Raw genomic sequence first — 18,131 nt, forward strand, 5'->3', positions numbered from 1 at the left:
GGAGGTTATTAAATAATGGTTATGACAGATCCGATTGCAGATATGCTGACTCGTATTCGTAATGCAAACATGGTGCGTCATGAGAAGCTTGAAATTCCTGCTTCTAAGTTGAAAAGAGAAATCGCTGAAATCTTGAAAAGAGAAGGTTTCATCCGTGACGTAGAATTCATTGAAGATAACAAACAAGGCATCATCCGTGTTTTCTTGAAATACGGACAAAACAACGAGCGTGTCATCACTGGCCTTAAAAGAATCAGCAAACCAGGTCTGCGCGTTTACGCTAAGTCAAACGAAGTGCCTCGCGTACTTAACGGACTTGGAATCGCAATTCTTTCTACATCACAAGGTGTGTTAACGGATAAAGAAGCCCGCGCTAAACAGGCTGGCGGAGAAGTATTAGCATACGTTTGGTAAGAAGTTTAACATGAATGGAGGTGTTTGGTATGTCTCGTGTAGGTAAGAAGCTACTTGAGATTCCTTCAGGCGTTACAGTTACTCTGAACGACAACACTGTAACCGTGAAAGGACCAAAAGGAGAATTAACTCGTACGTTTCATCCTGATATGAAGATTAAAATTGAGGACAATGTACTTACTGTAGAACGTCCTTCTGATAATAAAGAACACCGTGCGCTGCATGGCACAACTCGCAGCATCATCGGAAACATGGTTGAAGGTGTATCTAAAGGTTTTGAAAGAGGTTTGGAATTAGTCGGTGTCGGTTACCGTGCTTCTAAATCCGGAAACAAACTTGTTTTGAACGTTGGATACTCTCACCCTGTAGAAATCGTTCCTGAAAACGGAATTGAAATCGAAGTTCCATCTCAAACAAAAGTAGTTGTAAAAGGTACAGATAAAGAACGTGTTGGAGCTACTGCTGCAAACATTCGCGCTGTACGTTCTCCAGAGCCTTACAAAGGCAAAGGGATCCGCTATGAAGGAGAAATGGTTCGTCGTAAAGAAGGTAAATCTGCTAAGTAAAACCGCTTAATGTGAGAAAGGAGTGACCCAGATGATTACGAAAACAAGCAAGAATGCTGCACGTCTTAAAAGACACGCTCGTGTTCGTGCGAAGCTTTCAGGAACCCCTGAGAGACCTCGTCTAAATGTTTTCCGTTCAAATAAACATATTTACGCACAAGTGATCGATGACGTGAACGGTGTTACACTTGTGAGTGCATCTACTCTTGATAAAGACCTTAACGCTGAAAATGGCAGCGATACGTCTGCGGCTGCAAAAGTTGGAGAGCTTGTTGCAAAACGCGCTTCTGAAAAAGGTATCACAAATGTCGTGTTCGACCGTGGCGGTTACCTTTATCATGGACGTGTAAAAGCATTGGCTGATGCTGCACGCGAAGCTGGATTAGAATTTTAATAAAAGAAGGAGGGACATATGAATATGCGTCGTATTGACCCAAGCAAATTAGAGTTAGAAGAACGCTTAGTTACCGTTAACCGTGTAGCGAAAGTTGTTAAAGGTGGTCGTCGTTTCCGTTTCGCAGCTCTAGTCGTTGTCGGTGACAAAAACGGTCACGTTGGTTTCGGAACTGGTAAAGCACAAGAAGTTCCGGAAGCGATTCGCAAAGCTGTTGAAGATGCGAAAAAGAATTTGATCGAAGTACCAATGGTTGGAACTACAATTCCACACGAAATCATCGGACGTTTCGGTGCAGGAAACATCTTGTTAAAACCTGCTTCTGAAGGTACGGGAGTCATCGCTGGAGGCCCAGTACGTGCGGTACTTGAGCTTGCAGGTGTATCTGATATCCTTTCTAAGTCTTTAGGTTCTAACACACCGATCAACATGATCCGTGCAACAGTCCAAGGTTTAAGCGAGCTGAAACGCGCTGAGGACGTTGCGAAGCTTCGTGGAAAATCTGTAGAAGAACTGTTAGGATAAGGAGGGAACATTAATGGCTAAATTAGAAATTACCCTCAAACGCAGTGTAATCGGACGCCCGGAAGATCAGCGCATTACTGTAAGAACGCTCGGTTTAAAGAAAACAAACCAAACTGTCGTTCATGAAGACAACGCTGCAATCCGCGGTATGATTAACAAAGTATCTCATTTAGTTTCTGTTAAAGAACTTTAAAAATAAACGATAGGCTAAGGAGGTGTCCAAATGAAACTTCATGAATTAAAGCCCGCAGAAGGTTCACGTAAAACGCGCAACCGCGTAGGTCGTGGTATTGGTTCTGGTAACGGTAAAACAGCTGGTAAAGGTCATAAAGGTCAAAACGCTCGTTCTGGCGGCGGTGTACGTCCTGGATTCGAGGGTGGACAAATGCCTTTGTTCCAACGTCTTCCTAAACGCGGTTTCACAAACATCAACCGCAAGGAATTCGCTGTGGTCAACCTAGACAAACTCAACAGCTTTGCAGAAGGGACGGAAGTTACTCCTGAACTTCTTTTAGAAACAGGTGTAATCAGCAAGTTGAAATCTGGAGTGAAAATTCTTGGCGACGGTAAATTAGAAAAGAAATTAACTGTTAAAGCCAATAAATTCTCCGCTTCTGCTAAACAAGCAATTGAGGCTGCTGGCGGTACAGCTGAGGTGATCTAACTTGTTTAAGACAATCTCCAATTTTATGCGTGTGAAGGATATTCGGAATAAGATTATCTTCACTCTTTTAATGCTTATCGTCTTTCGTCTCGGTTCGTTCATTCCTGTGCCGCACGTAAACACAGAAGTTTTAAAGGCACAGGATCAAATGAGCGTATTTGGGATTCTAAACACATTTGGCGGCGGTGCATTGTTCAACTTCTCCATTCTTGCGATGGGAATCATGCCTTACATCACAGCTTCAATCATCATCCAGCTCCTGCAGATGGATGTTGTGCCGAAGTTTACGGAATGGTCTAAGCAAGGGGAAGTTGGTCGCCGAAAACTAGCTCAGTTCACAAGGTACTTCACAATTGTTCTTGGATTTATCCAGGCTTTAGGTATGTCTTACGGGTTTAACAACATGGCCGGCGGCGCGTTGATTACAAACCCGGGAGTCGGTACTTATTTGCTTATTGCGATTGTACTAACTGCTGGAACTGCTTTTTTAATGTGGCTGGGAGAACAAATTACGTCTCATGGAGTTGGTAACGGAATATCCATTATCATCTTCGCCGGTATCGTTGCCGGCATTCCGACGACGATTAATCAGATCTACGCTCAGCAGTTTGTAGATGCTGGAGATCAGTTATTCTTGCAAATCATAAAGGTTGTCGTTATATTGGTTGCGATTTTGGCAATTGTCGTTGGCGTTATTTTCATCCAACAGGCAGTTAGAAAAATTTCAATTCAATATGCGAAAGGTTCAGGCCGTTCACCGGTTCCTGGCGGCCAGTCTACACACTTGCCGCTGAAGGTTAACCCGGCGGGAGTTATTCCGGTTATCTTTGCAGTAGCATTTATCACCACTCCGCGGACCGTGGCAACATTCTTTGGTACCAATGACGTCACGAATTGGATTCAAAAAACGTTTGATTACACGCATCCGGTCGGAATGGGAGTTTATGCGGCATTGATTATCGCCTTTACCTATTTCTATGCATTTGTGCAGGTAAACCCTGAGCAAATGGCCGATAATCTTAAAAAACAAGGTGGCTATATTCCGGGAGTTCGTCCAGGAAAAATGACTCAAGATAGAATTACGAGCATTTTGTATCGACTTACATTTGTAGGCTCCATATTCTTGGCCGTGATTGCCATTCTTCCTGTCTTGTTCGTTAATATTGCTGGGCTGCCTTCATCTGCACAAATTGGCGGAACAAGTTTGCTGATTGTCATCGGGGTTGCACTTGAAACAATGAAGCAGCTTGAAAGCCAGCTGGTAAAACGAAACTATCGTGGATTTATGAAGCACTAGAGGAAATGGGGCGCGCCCATTCCCTCTAAAATAGAGAGGACGGGGAATCCGAAATGAACTTAGTCTTAATGGGACTGCCTGGAGCCGGTAAAGGGACACAGGCTGAACGGATTGTTGAAGATTTTGGGATACCTCATATCTCAACAGGAGACATGTTCCGCGCTGCGATGAAAGAAGAAACGGATCTGGGACTTGAAGCCAAATCATACATTGATAAAGGCGAGCTTGTTCCGGATGAAGTGACAATTGGTATTGTCAGGGAGAGACTTGGCAAGAATGATTGTGACGGAGGTTTTCTTCTGGACGGATTTCCGAGAACAGTCGCTCAAGCTGAAGCACTTGAGGAAATTCTTAAAGGACTTGGCAAGTCGATTGACCATGTCATCAACATTCAAGTCGATAAAGATGCATTGATGGAACGTCTGACAGGACGCAGAATCTGCAAAAACTGCGGTGCAACTTATCATTTAGTCTTTAATCCGCCTGCAAAAGAAAATGTATGCGACAAGTGTGGAGGAGAGCTTTATCAGCGTGAAGACGATAATGAAGCTACCGTATCCACGCGGTTAGAGGTCAACATGAAGCAAACTCAGCCTTTACTCGATTTCTACGAGGATAAAGGATATCTCGTAAACATTGACGGGCAGAAGCACATCAATGAAGTTTACGCTGATATAAAGGAGCTGCTCGGAGGCCAGGACAAATGATTATTTGTAAAACTCCCCGAGAAATCGAAATCATGCGGGAAGCTGGACGGATTGTCGCTTTAACTCATCAGGAGCTAAAAAAGCACATTAAACCCGGCATCTCGACAAAAGAACTGGATCAAATTGCCGAACGTTTTATTACAAAGCAAGGTGCAATCCCATCTTTTAAAGGGTATAATGGTTTTCGCGGGAGCATTTGCGTTTCGGTCAATGAAGAACTCGTGCACGGTATTCCGGGAAAACGGGTCCTTCGCGACGGAGACATCATCAGCATCGATATCGGTGCGAAGCTGAACGGTTATCATGGTGACTCTGCATGGACTTATCCAGTGGGTACGATTAGCGATGATGATCAAAAGCTGCTGGATGTGACAGAGGAGTCTTTATATAGAGGCTTGAAGGAAGCAAAACCGGGAGAACGTTTGTCGAATATTTCCCACGCAATACAAACGTATGTCGAAAGCGAACAATTTTCAGTCGTCAGGGAATATGTAGGACACGGGGTAGGGCAGGATCTGCATGAGGATCCGCAAATTCCGCACTACGGTCCGCCGAACAAAGGCCCGCGTTTAAAGCCTGGCATGGTCTTGGCCATTGAGCCGATGGTCAATGCAGGCACACGCTATGTCAAAACATTGGCTGACAACTGGACGGTTGTAACTGTGGACGGGAAGAAGTGTGCTCATTTTGAACACACGATTGCCATTACGGATGCCGGTTTTGAGATACTGACAAAAGCCTAGGTGAAATGAGATGTATCGGAAAACACCTGAAATTGGACAGTTCGTACGCATGACAAGAGGCCGCGAAATGAACCAATACGCAGTTGTTATTGATATAGTCGATCATCATCATGTGCTGGTAGCAGACGGAGAAAAGCGTAAATTTCATTCTCCTAAGAAAAAGAATATCAATCATTTAACCTTTTATGATTGCGTATCTCCGGAAGTTCAGAACAGTATAAACGAAACAGGGCGTGTGACAAACGGAAAATTGAGATTTTCTCTTTTGAAATTTGTCAGAGAGCAAGTTACTGATTTGAAGAAGGGAGAACACTTGAATGGCGAAAGACGATGTAATTGAAGTGGAAGGTACTGTAGTCGAAACGTTGCCAAACGCAATGTTCAAAGTTGAACTTGAGAATGGCCACACAGTTTTGGCTCATGTATCTGGTAAAATCCGCATGCACTTCATTCGCATTTTACCTGGAGACAAAGTTACGGTAGAATTATCTCCATATGACTTAACTCGTGGTAGAATTACGTACCGTTACAAATAAAGCACTCCGGAAATTGAAGGAGGTTGGAAACACATGAAAGTGAGACCATCAGTTAAACCGATCTGTGAAAAATGTAAGGTCATTCGCAGAAAAGGAAAAGTAATGGTGATCTGTGAAAATCCAAAGCATAAACAAAAACAAGGATAATTTTTAAGGAGGTGCGAGAGAGATGGCTCGTATTGCTGGTGTAGATATCCCACGTGATAAGCGTGTTGTTATTTCATTAACATACATCTTTGGAATCGGTCGTACAACGGCTCAGCAAATCTTAAAAGAAGCTGGAGTTTCTGAAGATACTCGCGTTCGTGATTTGACTGAAGAAGAACTTGGTAAAATCCGTGACGTGATCGACAAATTGAAAGTTGAAGGTGACCTTCGCCGTGAAGTGTCTCTAAACATCAAACGTCTGATCGAAATCGGAAGCTACCGCGGAATTCGTCATCGTCGCGGATTGCCTGTTCGCGGTCAAAATACTAAAAATAACGCGCGTACTCGTAAAGGTCCGCGTCGTACTGTAGCTAACAAGAAAAAATAAGCAAGGGAGGTAATTAAACAATGGCTGCTGCTCGTAAAACAAACACGCGTAAACGCCGCGTGAAAAAGAATATTGAATCTGGAATTGCTCATATCCGTTCAACTTTCAACAACACGATTGTTACTATCACAGATGTTCATGGCAATGCTCTTTCTTGGTCAAGTGCCGGATCTCTAGGATTTAAAGGTTCTAAAAAATCCACTCCATTCGCTGCACAAATGGCTGCTGAAACAGCTGCTAAAGGTTCTATCGAACATGGACTTAAAACTCTTGAAGTTACTGTAAAAGGACCAGGTTCCGGCCGTGAAGCTGCAATTCGTGCACTTCAAGCTGCTGGACTAGAAGTTACAGCGATCAGAGACGTAACGCCTGTTCCTCATAACGGATGCCGTCCGCCAAAACGTCGCCGCGTGTAATTTGTTTGTATAGATTTTGTGTCCCTGTCAATAATGGGTTATGATACAGTTAATTTATAAAACGAATGCACACTCGTTGCCTGAGCACATACGGGACTAAACAATGGGGAATTTCGGATAGAATCAGAGAAATTCTTTCCGGGGTTTCGACGTTTTGAAGGAGGGTTTTATGAAATGATCGAGATTGAAAAACCAAAAATCGAAACGGTTGAAATCAGCGACGATGCCAAGTATGGTAAATTTGTCGTAGAGCCACTTGAGCGTGGATATGGTACAACTTTGGGTAACTCCTTACGTCGTATCCTTTTATCCTCACTCCCTGGTGCCGCTGTAACATCGATCCAAATAGATGGTGTACTGCATGAATTCTCGACGATCGAAGGCGTTGTTGAAGATGTTACAACGATTATCTTAAACATTAAAAAACTTGCACTGAAAATCTACTCTGAAGAAGAGAAGACGCTTGAGATTGATGTTCAGGGTGAAGGAGTTGTAACAGCTGCTGATATTACCCACGACAGTGATGTTGAGATTTTGAATCCTGATCTTCACATTGCGACTCTTGGCCAAAATGCGAGTTTTCGAGTTCGCTTAACCGCTCAAAGAGGTCGCGGGTATACACCAGCTGACTCGAATAAAAGAGACGATCAGCCGATTGGCGTCATCCCGATTGATTCCATCTTTACACCTGTTTCTCGTGTATCTTATCAAGTTGAGAATACTCGTGTGGGTCAGATTACAAACTATGACAAACTTACGCTTGACGTATGGACAGATGGAAGCACTGGACCAAAAGAAGCAATTGCGCTTGGTTCAAAGATTTTGACTGAACACCTTAATATTTTTGTCGGTTTGACCGACGAAGCTCAGCATGCTGAAATTATGGTTGAAAAAGAAGAGGATCAAAAAGAAAAAGTTCTTGAAATGACTATTGAAGAGCTCGATCTTTCTGTCCGTTCTTACAACTGCTTGAAGCGTGCGGGAATCAATACAGTTCAAGAACTTGCGAACAAAACCGAAGAAGATATGATGAAAGTTCGCAACCTGGGTCGCAAGTCGCTTGAAGAAGTAAAAGCGAAACTTGAAGAACTTGGACTTGGCCTTCGTAAAGACGATTGACTAGTTTCCATGTGAACTAGGATTTTCGTGTGTTTTTTATTTCAGATAGAGTATTTCAATAAAGGAGGGGACACCACATGTCATACAGAAAACTAGGACGCACTAGTGCACAGCGTAAAGCAATGCTGCGTGATCTTACAACAGACTTGATCATCAACGAGAGAATTGAAACAACAGAAGCTCGCGCGAAAGAACTTCGCTCTGTTGTAGAAAAAATGATTACACTTGGCAAGCGCGGAGATTTACACGCACGCCGCCAAGCAGCTGCATACATCCGCAATGAGGTTGCAGATGCAGAGAAAAACCAAGATGCACTTCAAAAACTTTTCTCTGACGTAGCACCTCGTTATGAAGAGCGCCAAGGCGGATACACACGTATTATGAAGCTTGGTCCTCGCCGTGGTGACGGAGCACCAATGGCTATCATCGAATTGGTTTAATCACATATTTTGTGTGTCTAAAGAAGGGCGGGACAGTTTTTAACTGGATCTATGCCCTTTTTTTAGATACCGGGGAATTTTCTATGATAAAAGAATAGTCAGAAAAGCAGAGCTAGAGGAGAGGAGGCCGGACGGGCAAATGAATCAAGAGCGATTAATCGCTGCAGAGGATATCACGTTTCGCTACCAGAAGGATGCAGACAGGCCTGCACTTGATCACGTATCTTTCCATGTGTCGAAAGGAGAATGGCTTGCGATCGTCGGTCACAACGGCTCAGGGAAGTCGACGCTCGCCCGTGCTTTAAACGGACTGATCCTGCCTGACGAAGGATCGATTGAAGTCGGCGGTATCAAGCTGACAGAAGAGACGGTCTGGGATGTCCGAAAAAAAGTCGGCATGGTGTTTCAAAATCCGGATAACCAATTTGTCGGGACAACCGTCCGCGATGATGTGGCTTTTGGTTTAGAAAACAACGGAGTTCCAAGAGAGGACATGGTGGAAAGGGTGGATTGGGCCGTTCAACAGGTGAACATGCAAGAATTTCTCGATCAAGAGCCGCACCATCTCTCGGGAGGACAAAAGCAGCGTGTTGCGATTGCGGGAGTACTTGCCGCCCGGCCTGACATCATGATTCTCGATGAAGCGACTTCCATGCTCGACCCGATGGGGCGGGAAGAAGTGCTAGATACGGTCAGAAGGCTGAAAGAACAAGGAATGGTTACGGTCATTTCGATTACACATGACTTAAACGAAGCTGCTAAGGCCGACCGGATCATCGTCATGAACGGCGGAAGAAAATTTGCCGAAGGCCCTCCGCAGGAAGTCTTTCGTCTGAATCAAGACCTCATTAAAATCGGGCTTGATTTGCCTTTTTCTTTTCAGCTCAGCCAAATGCTGAAGGAAAGCGGTCTGGCTCTGAAAGGCGATCATCTGACACAAGAAGGATTGGTGAATGAGCTATGGACATTGAAATCAAAGATGTAGAGCACCGATACCAGATGAAAACGCCTTTTGAACGCCTGGCGATCTATGATGTCAACGTCGTGATTAAAGAGGGAAGCTATGTCGCTGTGATCGGTCATACAGGATCGGGAAAATCGACATTGCTTCAGCACCTGAACGGGCTTTTAAAACCGACAAAAGGACAGATACGCCTCGGCGAGGATGTTCTTGAAGCAGGCAAAAAGAATAAACACCTAAAAGCCTTGCGGAAAAAGGTCGGGATTGTCTTTCAGTTTCCCGAACATCAGCTGTTTGAAGAAACAATTTTAAAGGACATCGCATTCGGCCCGATCAACTTCGGCATGAGCCGGGAGAAGGCGGAAGAAAAAGCGAGGGAAATGCTGAAGCTTGTAGGTTTGGATGAGGAGCTGTCCGACCGGTCCCCGTTTGAACTAAGCGGCGGGCAAATGCGCCGCGTGGCCATTGCGGGAGTGCTGGCGATGGAGCCTGAAGTCCTCGTCCTCGATGAACCGACGGCAGGGCTTGACCCAAGAGGCCGCAAAGAGATCATGGACATGTTCTACCGCCTCCATAAGCAGAGGAAGCTGACGACGATTCTCGTCACCCACAGTATGGAAGATGCGGCAGCGTATGCAGATGAACTGATTGTGATGCATAAAGGCACGGTTAAAGCAAAAGGGACGCCGCGGGAGCTTTTTTCAAAGAAAGACGATATCGCCGCTTTAGGGCTTGATTTGCCGGAAACGATTAAATTCCAAAGACGCCTTGAAGAGACGCTGGGCATTACGTTCAAAGCGCCGATCTTGACGGTTGAAGAAGCAGCCTCCGAAATTAAAGCTCTTTTTCAGGAGGAAAGTGCTTTATGATGGACAATATCATTATCGGCAAATATGTACCCGGGACATCGATCATTCACCGGCTCGATCCGCGTACAAAGCTGTTAACCATTTTCCTTTTTGTCTTTATCGTTTTTTTCGCGAATAATACGGTAACATATGCATTGCTCGGCCTGTTTACGGTTGCCGCCGCAGCTTTGTCGGGCGTTCCGGTGCGATTCCTTTTAAAAGGAATGAAGCCGGTGTTCTGGATTGTGCTGTTTACGTTTCTGCTTCATATTTTTATGACAAGGGAAGGACCGGTTCTCGCCGATCTCGGCCTGTTTAAAATTTATGAACAGGGACTTGTTCAAGGGATTTTTATATCGCTGCGCTTTGTTTACCTCATCATGATCACAACGATTTTAACATTGACGACGACTCCAATCGAAGTGACCGATGGTTTGGAGCATTTGCTCGGTCCGTTTAAAAAACTGAAGCTTCCTGTTCATGAACTCGCTCTCATGATGTCCATCTCCCTCAGATTTATACCGACTCTGATCGAAGAGACGGATAAAATCATGAAAGCGCAAATGGCAAGAGGCGTCGATTTTACGAACGGCCCGCTTAAAGAGCGTGTCAAAGCGATCGTTCCTCTTCTTGTCCCGCTGTTTGTCAGTGCCTTTAAAAGAGCCGAAGAGCTTGCAACCGCGATGGAGGCACGAGGATACAGGGGAGGGGAAGGCCGTACAAAATACAGGCAGCTGACGTGGAAATGGAAGGATACTTCCGTGCTCCTCATTTTAGCTGTTCTTGGCGTTTTGCTAATTTTATTGCGGACTTAGGTGATAGACGATGAGAATGAAGTGCACGATTTCATATGACGGACACCTTTTTTACGGCTACCAAGTGCAGCCTGGGCAAAGAACGGTTCAGGATGAGCTTGAGAAAGCGCTGCAAACGCTCCATAAGGCGAAGGAGCGTATTCCTGTCGTTTCATCCGGGCGCACCGACAGCGGCGTTCACGCAGTCGGACAGACGATTCATTTTGACAGTCCGCTATCAATTCCTGAGGCGAAATGGCCGTATGCTTTGAATGCCCTGCTCCCTGATGATATATCGGTCCACAAGGCGGAAGCTGTCGATGATCAATTTCATGCGAGGTTTTCTGCGAAAAGAAAAGAATACCGGTATTTGATTTACAGGGGCAGACATCCGGACGTTTTTAAGCGCTACTATGCATACCATGTTCCGTATGACCTTGATATGGAGAAAGTCAAAGAAGCCTCCCGCTATCTAGTCGGAACCCATGACTTCACAAGCTTTTGTGCGACCAAAACCGAAGTAAAGGACAAAGTCAGAACGGTCCATGAACTGGAATGGTCTGACACAGGGGACGGACTGCAGATGAGAATTGTGGGAAGCGGATTTTTGTATAACATGGTTAGAATCATCGTCGGCACGCTTCTTGATGTAGGAACCGGCAAATTTTCCCCTGGTGACATTGAAAAGATGATTCTTGCCAGAAGCCGCGATGCCGCAGGGCGTACTGCACCGGCGCACGGCTTGTATTTATGGCGTGTTATCTATGACAACTAAACCAGGTGTAACATTTTCTTGACAGAGAGTACAGAAAGTTATAAGATATCATATGGTATGTATTTCAACCCCACGATAAGCCCCGGAAACTTATTGTGTTTTGAAATAGAACGTAATTGAAGTTTATTGAAAATGGCAGATCATTTAGGAGGGAAATTTAATGCGTACAACACCTATGGCTAACGCAAGTAATATTGAACGCAAGTGGTTAGTTGTTGATGCTGCTGGCAAGACGCTAGGACGTCTTTCTACAGAAGTTGCATCTATCCTTCGCGGAAAACATAAACCAACTTACACACCACACGTTGACACTGGAGATCATGTGATCATCATCAACGCTGAAAAAATCGAGTTAACTGGTAAAAAGTTAACAGACAAAATCTACTACCGTCACACTCAACATCCAGGCGGTTTAAAATCAAGAACTGCTCTTGAAATGCGTACAAACTACCCTGAGAAAATGCTTGAACTTGCGATCAAAGGCATGCTTCCAAAAGGTTCTCTAGGTCGTCAAATGTTCAAAAAATTGAACGTATACCGTGGTTCTGAGCATCCACACGAAGCACAAAAACCTGAAGTTTACGAACTTCGCGGTTAATTAAAAAGGAGGTTACCAATTTGGCACAGGTTCAATATTACGGTACTGGCCGTCGTAAAAGCTCTGTAGCGCGTGTGCGTTTAGTTCCAGGAGAAGGCCGTATCATCGTTAATAATCGTGAAATCAGCGAACACATCCCATCTGCAGCTCTAATCGAGGATATCAAGCAACCATTAACTTTGACTGAAACAGCTGGCACTTATGATGTTTTAGTAAACGTACATGGAGGCGGCTTATCAGGTCAAGCAGGAGCAATCCGTCACGGTATCGCCCGCGCTTTGCTTGAAGCAGATCCGGAATACCGTTCAACTCTAAAACGTGCCGGTCTACTGACTCGTGACGCACGTATGAAAGAGCGTAAAAAATATGGACTTAAAGGCGCACGCCGTGCACCTCAGTTCTCAAAACGTTAATTTCTGGCGTTTCAAAAACTCTCAAACCATTTGGTTTGGGAGTTTTTTTGGTTATACTTTCCTTCCTACATATGAAGCGGATACTGGAGCAGAGCCCGATTCCCTCGCCCAGACGGAGATTTGGCCGATATGGTGGATCTCGTGTGCGATTAAATGCCTTAAAATATCGCCTTGCGTGTAGGTTTCAACTGACCAAGCCGCTTTAACCGGCAGATGTTCGAAGGCGCTGGAATAATTGAAAACCACACTTTCAATTTCGGAGCGGTGCACGTCCGAAAACTGGGCGATCTGCTGAATTGTCTGGTAATGAGAGTAATCAGGTTGAAGATCCGGTTTTTCTAAAATGGCGTAAATCCAGCTTACTTCCACATCTACAATGTGAAACAGATTTTCCATAATGCTTCCCATTCCGCCTGAACGCTTCTTGACCAGCTCCTCTTCTGGCTGGCTGAGGCACCACTTAAACCACGCATCCCGAACTTCCCAATTATATAGAAATAATCCTTTCACTCAGCTCACCTCTCCTAATATTTTCGGCTTCTTCCTCCGTTTCCCTTCCTTAGAAAAGCATGATTTCCGGCTCCCGACTGCACAATACAAGGTAAAAAGGAGGCGGTTCTATGGGGACGGTCGTATCTTTTAACAATGAAAGACAAAAGAAGCAAATCAATTTGGAGAAAAAGCTTCTGCGTGAGCTGTCTTTGGAAAAAATGCTGATTTCTGCGGAGGAATGCTTTGCTCCTCTTTTTTACTTTTTTTCTAAGCACACGGATATCTTGTATGACGGCTGCATCGATTTTGCCATTGAAGCATATCTGCTGGGAGCCGAGTACGGGAAGTTCGGCTATCACGGAGAACCCGTTCAACGAGCGATGGTCCGCTCAGAAAAAGAAGAAAAACAGCTTCTGCACGAGCTTTATGAATATGCTGTCAGCTGGTCTGAAGCTTTTAATATTCAAGCGGCTCATGAACCGCTTTATTATGCCTGCGAATACTTTATCCAAAGCTGGTGGAAAGAAGGCTTCAGCCAGCGGGAAAGACGCTTTAAGCTTCGACTCAGATAAAATGAAGTTTTATGTAAAAGTGCGGCCAAGCTGAATCATATTTCCTTTCCTTGTCCCATATCTTGTAGTAAGGACGAGCGGGAGGGAAAGGGATGAAGAAAAAAATAAAATGGCTCGGGTTTTTACTCGGCTTTGTCGTTTTATTATGTTTATTTCAATATCAATTCCACAATGATAATTCTTGGCGGTCATGGAATCTTCCGCTGAGCGGCAAAATCATTTATATTGATCCTGGACACGGGGGCGCGGATGGAGGAGCATCAAGCGGTGAACTCCTTGAAAAAGACGTGGCGCTTGAAGTATCCCTAAGAATCAGGGACTATCTTCAGGAGCAGGGCGCCTTGGTGATGCTGACACGGGAGGACGATCATGATCTCGCTCCTGAAGAAACGAAGGGGCTCAGCAGAAGGAAAGCGGAAGACTTGCGGAAGAGGGTCGACATGATCAACAATTCTGAAGCCGACCTTTACCTCAGCATCCATTTGAATGCGATTCCTTCTGCGCGATGGAGTGGTGCGCAAAGCTTCTTTTACGGGCAATATGAAGAGAACGAACGGGCCGCCAAGTTTATTCAGGATGAATTAAGACATAATCTTGAAAACACGACGCGGAAGGCAAAGCGGATACACGGAATTTATTTGATGCAAAATGTGAAAAAGCCGGGGGCCCTCGTCGAAATCGGGTTTTTGTCAAACCCGAAAGAGGCAAAACAGCTGGCCAAGCCCAAATATCAGGACAAAATCGCAGCATCCGTATATAAAGGCGTATTGCGCTACTTTACAGAAGACAGAGACCCTCCTGAATAAGAGGGTTTCTTTTTGTGTCAAAGACACTATAAGGAAAGATATGCTATACTTATTTTGTAAACGAATACAACAAAGGGTGAGATCAATGTTGCGAGAAGACGATGTAAAAAAAATAGTCGGCGATTTGGACGAGCCATTTCTTCACAAGCCGCTCAGAGAGCTGGATGCCGTCAAGGAAATTAAAATAAAACCCGAAAAACGGCACGTCAGCGTAAAGGTGGCGCTCGCAAAAACGGGATCTGCCGAACAAATGCAGCTTCAGCAGGAAATCGTCATACGGTTGAAGGAAGCCGGTGCAGAGACGGTCGGCCTGCGTTTTGAAGAGCTGCCTGAAGAAGTCGTGATGAGTTATCAAGAGTCTGCCCAAGGGCAGGATCAATCTCTGCTGAATAGTGAAAAACAGCCTGTATTTTTAGCGGTGGCAAGCGGTAAAGGCGGCGTCGGCAAATCGACGGTGTCGGTCAATTTGGCTGTGTCTCTGGCGCGAATCGGAAAAAAAGTCGGACTAATCGACGCCGATATTTACGGATTCAGCGTTCCGGATATGATGGGAATCACTGTACGGCCGACGATCGAAGGAGAAAAGGTCGTGCCGGTTGAAAGATTCGGTGTCAAAGTGATTTCGATGGGGTTTTTTGTTGAAGACAATGCCCCTGTCATTTGGAGAGGCCCCATGCTTGGAAAAATGCTGAATAACTTCTTCCATGAGGTTGAATGGGGAGATGTCGATTATATTATCTTAGACCTGCCGCCGGGAACAGGCGATGTAGCGCTTGATGTTCACTCAATGCTTCCAAGCTGCAAAGAGGTGATCGTTTCGACGCCGCATCCTACTGCTGCGTTTGTCGCTGCAAGAGCGGGCGCGATGGCCTTGAAGACCGATCATGAAATCGTGGGGATCGTTGAAAATATGGCTTATTACGAAAGCGTCAAAACAGGCGAAAAAGAATACGTATTCGGCAAAGGCGGAGGCGAGAAGCTCGCAGAAGAACTCGGCGTTCCAATTCTGGGAAAAATTCCGCTGAAGCAGCCGGATTGGGATGACAGCGAATTTGCGCCGTCCGTTTATGATGAAAGCCATCCGACCGGTGCCATTTATTTGGATATCGCTAAAAAAATCGACGAAAGCATTGGTGCAAAAGCTTAAAAAGCAGAAAAAGCTCCCTCCGCGGAAGAAGCTTTTGGTGAATGAAAAGCGGCTCAGCTTTGTTTTTCGCCGCCGCCTTTCATTTCCTCTTTCATGCTTTCAGAAGCAGCTTTTTTAAGTTCTTCTTCAAACTGCTTTCTGTAGAGAGGGCTTGTCAGGGTGTCGGATATTACTTCCTGCAGGTGGGTTCGGAATTCCTGGCTTCTGACAAGTTCACCGTATTTTTTGGCCATTTCAGGATCCTGCATGACCTGGATCAGCATTTTTTGGTACTCAGGATCTTTCATCAGTTTTTTCAGCACTTTTTCGTGTTCATTTTGAAGTGTTTTGGCAAAGCCTTCTGCGAATTTTGGATCTTCGAAGACTTTTTTCCAAAATTCAGTTCCTTTTTTGGAGGTCATTGTTTTTTCAACGGTTTCCTTGACAGTTTTTTCATCCATTACAAGTGTTTCATTTAATTTGTCATCATTTAATATTTCTTGAATCGCTTTTTTTCCGTCATCTGTCTTTAATATATCAACAACCATCTTTTTGGTTTGATCATAGTCCATCTCAGCTGCTTGGTCCGTGGGAGCACAAGCTGTTACAGATAGAAACAGAAAACAGCTTATCGATAGCATTGTGGTCTTGAACATGCTTAAGCTCCTTTCGAAAACTCGTCTTACCTTTAATATGAATGTCTTTTAAAAATTTATACATAACAAAATATCGCTGTATACAGCGGTTTACTTAGGGGTTGGGAAGTCTCAATGAAAAGCCGTAATCTCGTCCGATTTTTCTTTTCCGTATTGGGTGTCGGAGCTTTGACTACAAGTATTGTCGGTTTTGCCATAGAGTGGGGAAGATATAAGGAGCTGTTTCTTTCCTTCGAGGTATTGGAGATTCTTTCTGTTCTATTTTGGTTTATCGGGGTTGGCATGATCTTTAGCGTGATTGCTCAAATGGGGTTTGTGATTTTCTTAACGATTCACCGCTTTGCACTGGAAATTTTCAGATCACATTCATTGTGGAATTCGATTCAGCTGTTTTTAATTATATTTGTTGCGTTTGATTTGGTTTACTTGCGTTTTCTATTTTTTGAAAAAGAGGGAGGCTCCATCATTCCATATATTTGGCTGCCGCTCTTTATTTTGGCGGTAGGCATTGCGGCCGCTTATGCAAAGCAAAAACAGTCCTCTAAAAAAACGTTCGTTTCCGCGTTATTTCTTATGTTTGTTTTTACTGTGATGGAGTGGTTCCCGGCATTAAGGGTCAATGAAGAGGACTGGCTCTATTTAATGCTGCTTCCTTTACTAGCATGCAACGCTTTTCAGCTTTTAATGCTGCCAAAGTTTCAGGCGCGCACTTAGACCGGTTGCTATTTTACTTCTGAAGATTTTGCATCCGTATTTGCGATTAATTCGCTGACGGTTACGTTTTTGAGTCCCTTGCCTCTGAGGTGGTGCACGATCTCAGGCAGGGCTTCTTTTGTTTGTTTGGCCGAATCTGAAGCGTGAAAGAGCACGATATCACCAGCGTTCACCGTTTCATTTACGTTTTGGACAATCTTTTGAACCCCCGGGTTCGTCCAGTCATCCGAGTTAATACTGTAGTGAACAACGGTGTAGCCGTACTGTTTAGCGACATCGAGTACGTCTTTATTAAACTGGCCGGTCGGCGGCCTTAAAAGCGTGAGGTCGTCAAGCCCGAGTTTTTGAAAGGAGTTTTGTGCTTTTGTTAAGTCTTTTTTGATCTCGCTTTTCTTCATTTGCGAATAGTTTTTATAAGCATAGCCCATGCTCCCGATCTGATGACCGTCTTTACGGATTCTTTCCACGACATCCGGATGGCGTTCCGCCCATGAAGCTGAAAGAAAAAAGGTCGCATCTTTAATACCGTTTGCTTTTAATGTATCTAAAATAGGTATGGCCTTTTGATCTCCCCAGCTGATATTAAAAGTAAGGGCCACTTCATTTGTATTTGAATCTCCTCTATATACCGCTTTTGCTCCGCCTTCTGTAGAAAACACAGGAAGAGGGAGCAGGTTTTGTACATAAAAAAAACTTGCTGTCGCAAAAGCGGCTATCATAATAATGATTAACTGCTTAATCCGTTTGATATGCCACACATAAAAATGGTTCACAGAAAAACTCCTCCTTGTCCATGCTGCTTTGTTTTCATCCTATGCTTGTTTAAAATAGAACATAACAATAATTCATCTTAAGAAAAAAATTAAAAAGAGGGTTGACCGGATTTGAATAAACATGTTATATTATTATTCGTCGCTGATAAACAGCCGACATAAAAAGCTCCAAAAAATAATTTTGAGAAAAGTTATTGACAAATATGTGAGCTTGATGTTATATTATTAAAGCCGCTGAACGAAGCGG

General features: G+C 44.4%; 29 protein-coding genes. 26 read left to right on the top strand and 3 right to left on the bottom strand.

The window, feature by feature from the left end; all coding sequences use genetic code 11:
- Positions 1 to 15 precede the first annotated feature (15 nt).
- The 22 genes from rpsH to rpsI all read left to right on the top strand — a co-directional run bounded on the left by rpsH (position 16) and on the right by rpsI (position 12,745).
- On the top strand, positions 16 to 414 hold the full coding sequence (gene rpsH, locus MKX80_RS00810; RefSeq protein WP_003178355.1) for a 30S ribosomal protein S8: 399 nt from the start codon (positions 16 to 18) through the stop codon (positions 412 to 414).
- A 29-nt stretch (positions 415 to 443) separates the two neighbouring features.
- A complete protein-coding gene (gene rplF, locus MKX80_RS00815; protein WP_003178356.1) occupies positions 444 to 980 on the top strand; it encodes a 50S ribosomal protein L6 in 537 nt (178 codons plus the stop codon).
- 31 nt (positions 981 to 1,011) lie between these two features.
- Positions 1,012 to 1,374 (top strand): 50S ribosomal protein L18, encoded by a 363-nt coding sequence (gene rplR / locus MKX80_RS00820; RefSeq protein ID WP_154999531.1) that lies wholly within the window; start codon positions 1,012 to 1,014, stop codon positions 1,372 to 1,374.
- 24 nt (positions 1,375 to 1,398) lie between these two features.
- The gene (gene rpsE, locus MKX80_RS00825) at positions 1,399 to 1,899 is read left to right on the top strand and encodes a 30S ribosomal protein S5 (RefSeq protein WP_025805814.1); all 501 of its coding nucleotides are present in this window, start codon (positions 1,399 to 1,401) and stop codon (positions 1,897 to 1,899) included.
- Positions 1,900 to 1,912: 13 nt separating this feature from the next.
- A complete protein-coding gene (gene rpmD, locus MKX80_RS00830; RefSeq protein ID WP_003178363.1) occupies positions 1,913 to 2,092 on the top strand; it encodes a 50S ribosomal protein L30 in 180 nt (59 codons plus the stop codon).
- A 30-nt stretch (positions 2,093 to 2,122) separates the two neighbouring features.
- Positions 2,123 to 2,563: a 50S ribosomal protein L15 gene (gene rplO, locus MKX80_RS00835; protein WP_003178364.1), complete on the top strand. Its 441-nt coding sequence runs from the start codon at positions 2,123 to 2,125 to the stop codon at positions 2,561 to 2,563.
- 1 nt (position 2,564) lies between these two features.
- The gene (secY, locus tag MKX80_RS00840) at positions 2,565 to 3,860 is read left to right on the top strand and encodes a preprotein translocase subunit SecY (protein WP_154999530.1); all 1,296 of its coding nucleotides are present in this window, start codon (positions 2,565 to 2,567) and stop codon (positions 3,858 to 3,860) included.
- A 53-nt stretch (positions 3,861 to 3,913) separates the two neighbouring features.
- Positions 3,914 to 4,567 carry an adenylate kinase gene (locus tag MKX80_RS00845; RefSeq protein ID WP_043925514.1) on the top strand — a complete coding sequence of 218 codons (654 nt, stop codon included), beginning with the start codon at positions 3,914 to 3,916 and terminating at the stop codon, positions 4,565 to 4,567.
- Positions 4,564 to 5,310: a type I methionyl aminopeptidase gene (gene map / locus MKX80_RS00850; protein ID WP_003178373.1), complete on the top strand. Its 747-nt coding sequence runs from the start codon at positions 4,564 to 4,566 to the stop codon at positions 5,308 to 5,310. Before MKX80_RS00845 ends, map begins: the two co-directional genes overlap by 4 nt.
- Positions 5,311 to 5,320: 10 nt before the next feature.
- Positions 5,321 to 5,650, top strand: coding sequence for a KOW domain-containing RNA-binding protein (locus tag MKX80_RS00855; RefSeq protein WP_003178375.1), 330 nt, complete (start codon positions 5,321 to 5,323; stop codon positions 5,648 to 5,650).
- The gene (gene infA, locus MKX80_RS00860) at positions 5,628 to 5,846 is read left to right on the top strand and encodes a translation initiation factor IF-1 (protein WP_003178377.1); all 219 of its coding nucleotides are present in this window, start codon (positions 5,628 to 5,630) and stop codon (positions 5,844 to 5,846) included. The genes MKX80_RS00855 and infA overlap by 23 nt, the downstream gene beginning before the upstream one ends.
- Before the next feature lie 33 nt (positions 5,847 to 5,879).
- Entirely contained in the window at positions 5,880 to 5,993 is a 114-nt protein-coding gene (gene rpmJ, locus MKX80_RS00865; protein WP_003156543.1) for a 50S ribosomal protein L36, read from the top strand.
- A 22-nt stretch (positions 5,994 to 6,015) separates the two neighbouring features.
- A complete protein-coding gene (gene rpsM, locus MKX80_RS00870; RefSeq protein WP_003178378.1) occupies positions 6,016 to 6,381 on the top strand; it encodes a 30S ribosomal protein S13 in 366 nt (121 codons plus the stop codon).
- Between the two features lie 20 nt (positions 6,382 to 6,401).
- A complete protein-coding gene (rpsK, locus tag MKX80_RS00875; RefSeq protein ID WP_020449874.1) occupies positions 6,402 to 6,797 on the top strand; it encodes a 30S ribosomal protein S11 in 396 nt (131 codons plus the stop codon).
- 174 nt (positions 6,798 to 6,971) lie between these two features.
- Positions 6,972 to 7,916, top strand: a complete 945-nt coding sequence (locus MKX80_RS00880) for a DNA-directed RNA polymerase subunit alpha (RefSeq protein WP_043925518.1) — start codon at positions 6,972 to 6,974, stop codon at positions 7,914 to 7,916.
- Positions 7,917 to 7,993: 77 nt separating this feature from the next.
- Positions 7,994 to 8,356, top strand: a complete 363-nt coding sequence (rplQ, locus tag MKX80_RS00885; RefSeq protein ID WP_003178384.1) for a 50S ribosomal protein L17 — start codon at positions 7,994 to 7,996, stop codon at positions 8,354 to 8,356.
- Positions 8,357 to 8,495: 139 nt separating this feature from the next.
- Complete coding sequence (locus tag MKX80_RS00890; RefSeq protein WP_182069544.1) at positions 8,496 to 9,341, top strand: energy-coupling factor ABC transporter ATP-binding protein; 846 nt, start codon at positions 8,496 to 8,498, stop codon at positions 9,339 to 9,341.
- A complete protein-coding gene (locus MKX80_RS00895) occupies positions 9,317 to 10,186 on the top strand; it encodes an energy-coupling factor ABC transporter ATP-binding protein (protein ID WP_154999528.1) in 870 nt (289 codons plus the stop codon). The genes MKX80_RS00890 and MKX80_RS00895 overlap by 25 nt, the downstream gene beginning before the upstream one ends.
- On the top strand, positions 10,183 to 10,980 hold the full coding sequence (locus MKX80_RS00900) for an energy-coupling factor transporter transmembrane protein EcfT (RefSeq protein ID WP_268343062.1): 798 nt from the start codon (positions 10,183 to 10,185) through the stop codon (positions 10,978 to 10,980). Before MKX80_RS00895 ends, MKX80_RS00900 begins: the two co-directional genes overlap by 4 nt.
- Before the next feature lie 10 nt (positions 10,981 to 10,990).
- Positions 10,991 to 11,734 (top strand): tRNA pseudouridine(38-40) synthase TruA, encoded by a 744-nt coding sequence (gene truA / locus MKX80_RS00905; RefSeq protein WP_154999527.1) that lies wholly within the window; start codon positions 10,991 to 10,993, stop codon positions 11,732 to 11,734.
- Between the two features lie 160 nt (positions 11,735 to 11,894).
- Complete coding sequence (gene rplM, locus MKX80_RS00910) at positions 11,895 to 12,332, top strand: 50S ribosomal protein L13 (RefSeq protein ID WP_020449881.1); 438 nt, start codon at positions 11,895 to 11,897, stop codon at positions 12,330 to 12,332.
- A 20-nt stretch (positions 12,333 to 12,352) separates the two neighbouring features.
- A complete protein-coding gene (gene rpsI, locus MKX80_RS00915) occupies positions 12,353 to 12,745 on the top strand; it encodes a 30S ribosomal protein S9 (RefSeq protein WP_154999526.1) in 393 nt (130 codons plus the stop codon).
- Between the two features lie 51 nt (positions 12,746 to 12,796).
- Here the strand turns inward: rpsI and MKX80_RS00920 are convergent, their stop codons facing one another.
- Positions 12,797 to 13,255 carry a DinB family protein gene (locus tag MKX80_RS00920; RefSeq protein WP_154999525.1) on the bottom strand — a complete coding sequence of 153 codons (459 nt, stop codon included), beginning with the start codon at positions 13,253 to 13,255 and terminating at the stop codon, positions 12,797 to 12,799.
- Positions 13,256 to 13,365: 110 nt separating this feature from the next.
- On the opposite strand from MKX80_RS00920, the gene MKX80_RS00925 reads away from it, so the two are divergent.
- From MKX80_RS00925 to MKX80_RS00935, 3 genes are all read left to right on the top strand, one after another.
- Positions 13,366 to 13,809 carry a YbaK family protein gene (locus MKX80_RS00925; RefSeq protein ID WP_182069540.1) on the top strand — a complete coding sequence of 148 codons (444 nt, stop codon included), beginning with the start codon at positions 13,366 to 13,368 and terminating at the stop codon, positions 13,807 to 13,809.
- Between the two features lie 92 nt (positions 13,810 to 13,901).
- Complete coding sequence (gene cwlD / locus MKX80_RS00930; protein ID WP_154999523.1) at positions 13,902 to 14,615, top strand: N-acetylmuramoyl-L-alanine amidase CwlD; 714 nt, start codon at positions 13,902 to 13,904, stop codon at positions 14,613 to 14,615.
- An 85-nt stretch (positions 14,616 to 14,700) separates the two neighbouring features.
- Entirely contained in the window at positions 14,701 to 15,762 is a 1,062-nt protein-coding gene (locus tag MKX80_RS00935; protein ID WP_154999522.1) for an Mrp/NBP35 family ATP-binding protein, read from the top strand.
- Positions 15,763 to 15,815: 53 nt separating this feature from the next.
- Here MKX80_RS00935 and gerD read toward each other — a convergent pair whose 3' ends face one another.
- Positions 15,816 to 16,397: a spore germination lipoprotein GerD gene (gene gerD / locus MKX80_RS00940; protein WP_154999521.1), complete on the bottom strand. Its 582-nt coding sequence runs from the start codon at positions 16,395 to 16,397 to the stop codon at positions 15,816 to 15,818.
- 114 nt (positions 16,398 to 16,511) lie between these two features.
- Here gerD and MKX80_RS00945 point away from each other — a divergent pair, with 114 nt between their 5' ends.
- The gene (locus MKX80_RS00945) at positions 16,512 to 17,111 is read left to right on the top strand and encodes a KinB-signaling pathway activation protein (RefSeq protein ID WP_043925528.1); all 600 of its coding nucleotides are present in this window, start codon (positions 16,512 to 16,514) and stop codon (positions 17,109 to 17,111) included.
- An 8-nt stretch (positions 17,112 to 17,119) separates the two neighbouring features.
- Here the strand turns inward: MKX80_RS00945 and pdaB are convergent, their stop codons facing one another.
- Entirely contained in the window at positions 17,120 to 17,884 is a 765-nt protein-coding gene (pdaB, locus tag MKX80_RS00950) for a polysaccharide deacetylase family sporulation protein PdaB (RefSeq protein WP_154999520.1), read from the bottom strand.
- Positions 17,885 to 18,131: the final 247 nt, after the last annotated feature.

This window comes from Bacillus sp. FSL K6-0972 (genome assembly GCF_037976035.1).
Classification (GTDB): domain Bacteria; phylum Bacillota; class Bacilli; order Bacillales; family Bacillaceae; genus Bacillus; species Bacillus haynesii.